6 protein-coding genes are annotated in these 5586 nt (G+C 39.7%); 5 read left to right on the top strand and 1 reads right to left on the bottom strand.

The annotated features are described in order from the left end of the window. The first annotated feature begins 354 nt into the window (after positions 1–354). From BGL89_RS08075 to BGL89_RS08065, 3 genes are all read left to right on the top strand, one after another. The gene (locus tag BGL89_RS08075; RefSeq protein WP_286825277.1) at positions 355–1281 is read left to right on the top strand and encodes a methyltransferase domain-containing protein; all 927 of its coding nucleotides are present in this window, start codon (positions 355–357) and stop codon (positions 1279–1281) included. Between the two features lie 14 nt (positions 1282–1295). Then, positions 1296–1949: a HupE/UreJ family protein gene (locus BGL89_RS08070; RefSeq protein WP_286825276.1), complete on the top strand. Its 654-nt coding sequence runs from the start codon at positions 1296–1298 to the stop codon at positions 1947–1949. A gap of 245 nt (positions 1950–2194) precedes the next feature. Continuing rightward, positions 2195–2809: a Uma2 family endonuclease gene (locus tag BGL89_RS08065; protein WP_286825275.1), complete on the top strand. Its 615-nt coding sequence runs from the start codon at positions 2195–2197 to the stop codon at positions 2807–2809. A gap of 116 nt (positions 2810–2925) precedes the next feature. Here the strand turns inward: BGL89_RS08065 and BGL89_RS08060 are convergent, their stop codons facing one another. After that, the gene (locus tag BGL89_RS08060) at positions 2926–3930 is read right to left on the bottom strand and encodes a helix-turn-helix domain-containing protein (protein ID WP_286825274.1); all 1005 of its coding nucleotides are present in this window, start codon (positions 3928–3930) and stop codon (positions 2926–2928) included. Positions 3931–4130: 200 nt separating this feature from the next. On the opposite strand from BGL89_RS08060, the gene BGL89_RS08055 reads away from it, so the two are divergent. Together BGL89_RS08055 and BGL89_RS08050 are read left to right on the top strand one after the other, a co-directional pair. Further along, complete coding sequence (locus BGL89_RS08055; protein WP_286825273.1) at positions 4131–4766, top strand: hypothetical protein; 636 nt, start codon at positions 4131–4133, stop codon at positions 4764–4766. A gap of 241 nt (positions 4767–5007) precedes the next feature. Continuing rightward, positions 5008–5586: Crp/Fnr family transcriptional regulator (locus BGL89_RS08050; RefSeq protein WP_286825272.1), on the top strand; the 579-nt coding region annotated here is incomplete at its 3' end.

Below are 5586 nucleotides of genomic sequence, written 5' to 3'. Positions count from 1 at the left end.
CATCTGAAACATAAAAAAGAACTGGATTCCTTGCTCACTCTACGATTTCAGAAGTTTAATAAATCTCAGATTATGAACGTCTAAAGTATATTTGTCCTAATAAACCCGCTAAAACTGAGATTGTCGCTAAACTTAAAGACTCTTGGTTAAATTCCAGAAATCACACCTATTTCACTCGAAACGAGAAAACCGGGCAAAAAATCGAAGTCAACCAAGAGTTGCCAAGTTTTAAAGCACTGGGTAAGGATGGACTGTGTCCCTTGCTGTTTTACGAAACTAGGCTGCTCTATCAACTTTTGACAGACAATTTAGTAAAGTGATGAGAAAGGGAAAATTTACGATCGAAGCTTTTCTATGACAGTTACACCCGTTTCAGCCTCCTTTAATCCTGTTTCTGGTCTAGTTAACCGTATTCTCGGCATAAAACCGCTTTTTGACATCGCTCGCTATCAGGCGCGCAATATGATGATTAAAAGAGCCGAAAAACTAGGCGTACCTTGGCGAGAAACCGTCAAACAATGGCAGCAACGGGATTGGAGTCGGGAACTGCAAGCGGTAGAAAATCCCGCTCTCGTCTATCCCGAATACTACGTTTGTTCTTTCCACGCTTACGAAAAGGGCAATTTAGACTGGTTGCCAGCTTTTGAGGTAGAATCTGCCGCCTATGCTGTCCATTCTACCATTTGGCCTGGGGCGGGGATTGACGGCGATCCGCGATTGCGACGGGAATATCACCGGATATTGAAGGAGCAAATCAAGGCAGAAATTAACGATATTGTCGATTTAGGCTGTAGTGTCGGCATGAGCAGCTTCGCACTGCAAGATACTTATCCTCAAGCGCGGGTAACTGGTTTAGATCTCTCTCCCTACTATTTAGCCGTTGCCCAATACCAAGCTCAACAAAAACAAAAGACGATTCAATGGCAACACGCAGCCGCAGAAAAAACTCAATTACCTAGTCAGTCCTACGATCTGGTATCTTCGTTCTTAATGTTCCACGAACTACCCCAACAGGCTACTAGAGAAATTTTCGCCGAAGCGCGTCGTTTATTGCGATCGGGGGGTTATTTGACGCTGATGGATATGAATCCGCGCTCGGAAATTTATCGAAAAATGCCCCCTTATGTCCTAACCTTACTCAAGAGTACCGAACCCTATCTCGATCAATATTTTACTCTTGATATTGAACAGGCATTAGCTGAAGCCGGGTTTCAACCACCGATCATCACCCCCACCAGTCCCCGACACCGGGCGATTGTTGCGCGGGTTTCCAAATCATAATTTTGAGGTAATCAATGAAGATAATTTTTCGTCAAAGTTGGACAAAGATATTAACTATTGTCCCTATCTTCCTGTTAATTTTTGCCAGCAAAACCCTCGCCCATCATGACATGGGAGGGCAAACTCCCGATAATTTTTTGAACGGATTTTTATCGGGTTTAGCTCACCCGGTTATCGGTTTAGATCATTTAGCTTTTGTGGTGGCTAGTGGTTTAATTGCTGTGGGGATGGAACAGGGTTTATTAATTCCGATCGCTTTTGCGATTGCCACTTTAATCGGGACGGGTATTCATTTACAGGGGATAAATTTACTTTTTCCTGAAGGGATTATTGCCCTTTCCGTGGTGATTTTTGGCGTGATTTTAACCCTGAAAAAAGGTTTACAAACTCATTCTAATCTCTATACGATCGCCCTGGCAACTTTGGCAATGCTCGCGGGAATTTTCCACGGTTATGCCTACGGAGAATCAATTATCGGGGCGCGGGTTGCCGCTTTAGTTGCCTATTTAATTGGTTTTACCGTCATGCAATTAGCGATCGCATCTGGTGCTTTTTTCCTTGGCAGTGTCATCAAGGAAAAATTAGCCAAGCAAGCAACTCTAATTAGCAAGTTAATCGGATTGGCAATTATGGCGATCGGTACAACTTTTTTAGTGGGAGTTAAGTAAATTAATCTCGATGGGGCCAATTATTAATGGCTCTCTTGAGGTTATGGTGATCAGCAAATCTGATCGAAGAAAGGGCGTACACTATACGCCCCTACCAATCACACTAGGTGCAATATAGGGGCGCAGCCTCGATAGTGCGATCAAAGATTGTGTAGAGAGTTTGTAGGGTGGGCAATGCCCACCTTACATTTAAGCTAAAATAGAGCCAAGGAAGTTAGTAGAGAGAGAATGCTATTTTGTCAGCTATGAGCCAAACCTTACCTAAAACTGTTAATTTCGAGGAATTCGTTCTTTGGCTTCCTGAAAATTCTGGATTGCGTTATGAGCTACACAATGGAAATATTATTGAAATGGCACAACCCGCAGGAGAACACGAAGAAATCAAAGGATTTTTAACTGTTAAACTCAGTGGAATAATTGATAGACTAGGACTTCCTTATTTAATTCCTAACCAAGCGATTGTCAGACCTGCTGGTAAAAATTCTGGTTATTTTCCTGATGTATTAGTGCTAAATCGAACAAATCTTGCTCAGGAAAAATTATGGAAAAAAGAATCAATCCTTAGGGATGGTGCATCTATCCCTCTGATCATTGAAGTCGTATCGACTAACTGGCGTGATGATTACTACTTAAAATTTGCTGATTATGAAGAAATGGGTATTCCTGAATATTGGATTGTCGATTATGCAGCCTTGGGTGGGCGTAATTTTCTCGGCACTCCTAAACAACCGACAATCTCTGTTTGTCGCTTAGTTGAGGAAGAATATCAAATTCGACAATTTCGAGACAGCGATCGCCTGATCTCCCAGACTTTCACGGAATTAAATCTCACTGTCAATCAGATTTTCTTAAGTATGTAGAGCTTGCTGAATAAATCTAAAAACCTTGTTCGATAAGACTTTTAGACTTTTTGAAAATCAAAAAGTGCCAGTCCTTGAAGTGATCGGGGGGAAAATTCAGGTACTTTTTCCCTTTTTTAGGTTTCCGAGGGGAAGTAACCAAACAGTTTTTTATAATCAGATGCCAGATATCCTCGGTGAAAAAAACCTAATTCTTCAGCAATTTCATGAATTAATTTTGTCTGATTATTTTGGTTAAGAGATTGATGTAAAGCATTAAGACGAAGCAATTTAAAATAATTGTAAGGAGACATTTGATAGAAGTCTTTAAATATATATTCTAAGGTGCGTTGACTTACTTCTAGTTCTTGACAAATCGTTGGAATAGTAAGATCAGAACGCAGATTTTTTCTCATCATTTCTTCGGCTTTTTTGAGGATAGAGGTGCGTCTGATAGTGTTTTTAGGAGGTTTAATATCTTTGGTTACTGCTAAAGTCAAAAGAAAATCTTTGACAATTTCTTCTTTTAATTTTTGATTGACAAAATTCAATATTAATGCTTTTCTTTGCTCAGATATTTGTTGGCGATTTAAATTAAATAGCATTTGATAAAGTTGATGACAAGATTGTTGGAGATGACGAATTTTTTCCGATGGGCAAATCACAATAGAAGAAGCGGAAGCATTTAAAAACTTTTTCGCTTCTGATAGCTCTAAAGTTTGGCACAATTGCTGCAGATAATTATCATTAACGTAAAGATGAAAACGATTGGAAAAAGGCCGTTGAAAAACGGAAATTTCTGATTTAGGGGGCATAATCCCCAGATAGTTATTTTCTAATGGGTACAAATTTTGGAAGAAGACAGAATTCACTTGAAGAGGAATCGCAAAACACCACATTTGAGAATGGATTACTCCTGCAACATTCGTTAAACAATTACGTTGAGCTAACTCTAACATCACTTCATTGGTGATGATCCTTGAAAGATACCCTTCAAAATAATCGCCACTGAGTTGTAAAGCATCTAAGTTGAGAAATTCTCGATTCTGAAAATAGCGAGAAAAGTCACAAACATATTCACTTTTAAAGGTTAATTCCTGAGAATTAATGAAAATATCGGTCTTATTGTCAAAAATAAACATCTATATATAACTATTTGGTTATTGAGTGAAATCATTTTTTTTTGCCCATCAATTTAAAAACTTGCGTTTTTTGGATCATCTTAGCATAGCGGAGTGAGTAGTATGAGTTACAGCAGAGTTGGTTTGTTAATTTTGTCCATCAGTGTAATTCCAGTTAAATCTCTCACTTTTTTCCGTTATCAATTACTCAGGAGATTTCGATGGCTAAACAATATATGCCCCTTGAAGATTGCTCTGGGTCTGCGGTATTGGGTGGAGAAATTCCTCAATTACGTCCCCCGGCATTTTCTGATGCTCCAAAATATACCACATTTAGCTATACCTATTATCCAGGGGTATCAGAAATTTACGAGGCTGTTGCTCCTAATATTAGCACTCGTTTCTATGCGATCGAAGCAGCTATTGATTTCTCCAAAGCTAAAGGGGACTTACAGGCTGTTCTGATGGCGCACGGCGGATATTTTGGTGAACATGGTTTCTACATCTATCAGGGAAAACTATGTTATGTCTATAACTGGTTAGGGCAACAACAGAAGATCACTTGTGATCTTCCTCGTCTTAGTGGCGAGGTGAAACTCAAAGTTGAATTTGCCAAACCAAAGATAATCGCTCCTTCCGATGAAAAGTTGAGTGACAGCACGATATATGAGATGAAACTGTATATTAATAACATCGAACAAAATGTCGATATTATCAGAACTTTCTCAAATCATACTCCTAACTTCCTAACTCGATATAAACACGAGATTCCTTGCGAGTTTCAAGGTGCGAAGCTGCGAAGAATTATCGTTACTATTACCAATGATGTTAGGGCGATAAATGATGATCAGTTATGATCGATTATGAGAAAAAAGTGTGCCAAAATAAGTTAGATAACTAGGCTGGTCTCATTTTTATCGGTCACTAAGTAATAGGGCAAAATTAACTTCTTGGTTAGGATAGGCACTCATGCAAGAGGCAAGAGGTAGTTAGATATGTGTAATTAATTGTGTCTAGCTACTCAGATAACTAAAAATATCCACAACTTTCCATTGTAGAATCACCTGCCTAAAACCGACAAAATTTAAATATTAAACCATGGAAGAAAAATGCTGTCCTGCCGAAAAATCAGCAGAAATTCAAAAATTATTAGATACAGCCACTTTATTTGTCGGTTTGCCCCCTGAAAACCTCGCTCAAGTTACTTCTCATGCTGTCACCCGCACTCATCCTGCTAATCAGGCGATTTTATTAGAAAATGATTGGGGTGGTTCGGTTTACTTTATTCTGGATGGTTGGGTGAAAATTCGTACTTACGATACGTCGGGTAGAGAAGTCACCTTAAATATCGTCGGTAAAGGGGAAATAGTCGGAGAAATGGCCGCTTTAGACGAATCTACCCGCTCCACCGATGCTATCACCTTAACCACGGCCACAATTAGTAGTATTCCCGCCCAAGATTTTATTAATCTGCTCACATCGGAACCTTTAGCGGGAATTCATCTTTCTCAATTAATGGCCAGGCGTTTGCGTCAACTTAACCGGCGTTTACGTTTACGGGAGGCCGATAGTCTCTCCAGAGTCGCCGATACTTTACTCTTTTTGGCCGAAGGTCAAGGACAAAAAAGCGGCCAGGGTACGATAATTCCTAATTTACCTCACCGGGAATTGAGTAGC

This window comes from Microcystis sp. LSC13-02 (assembly GCA_002282935.1).
Taxonomy (GTDB): Bacteria; Cyanobacteriota; Cyanobacteriia; order Cyanobacteriales; family Microcystaceae; genus Microcystis.
Note: the sequence above shows the minus strand (reverse complement) of the source record. Positions and strands in the feature narration are given on the sequence as shown.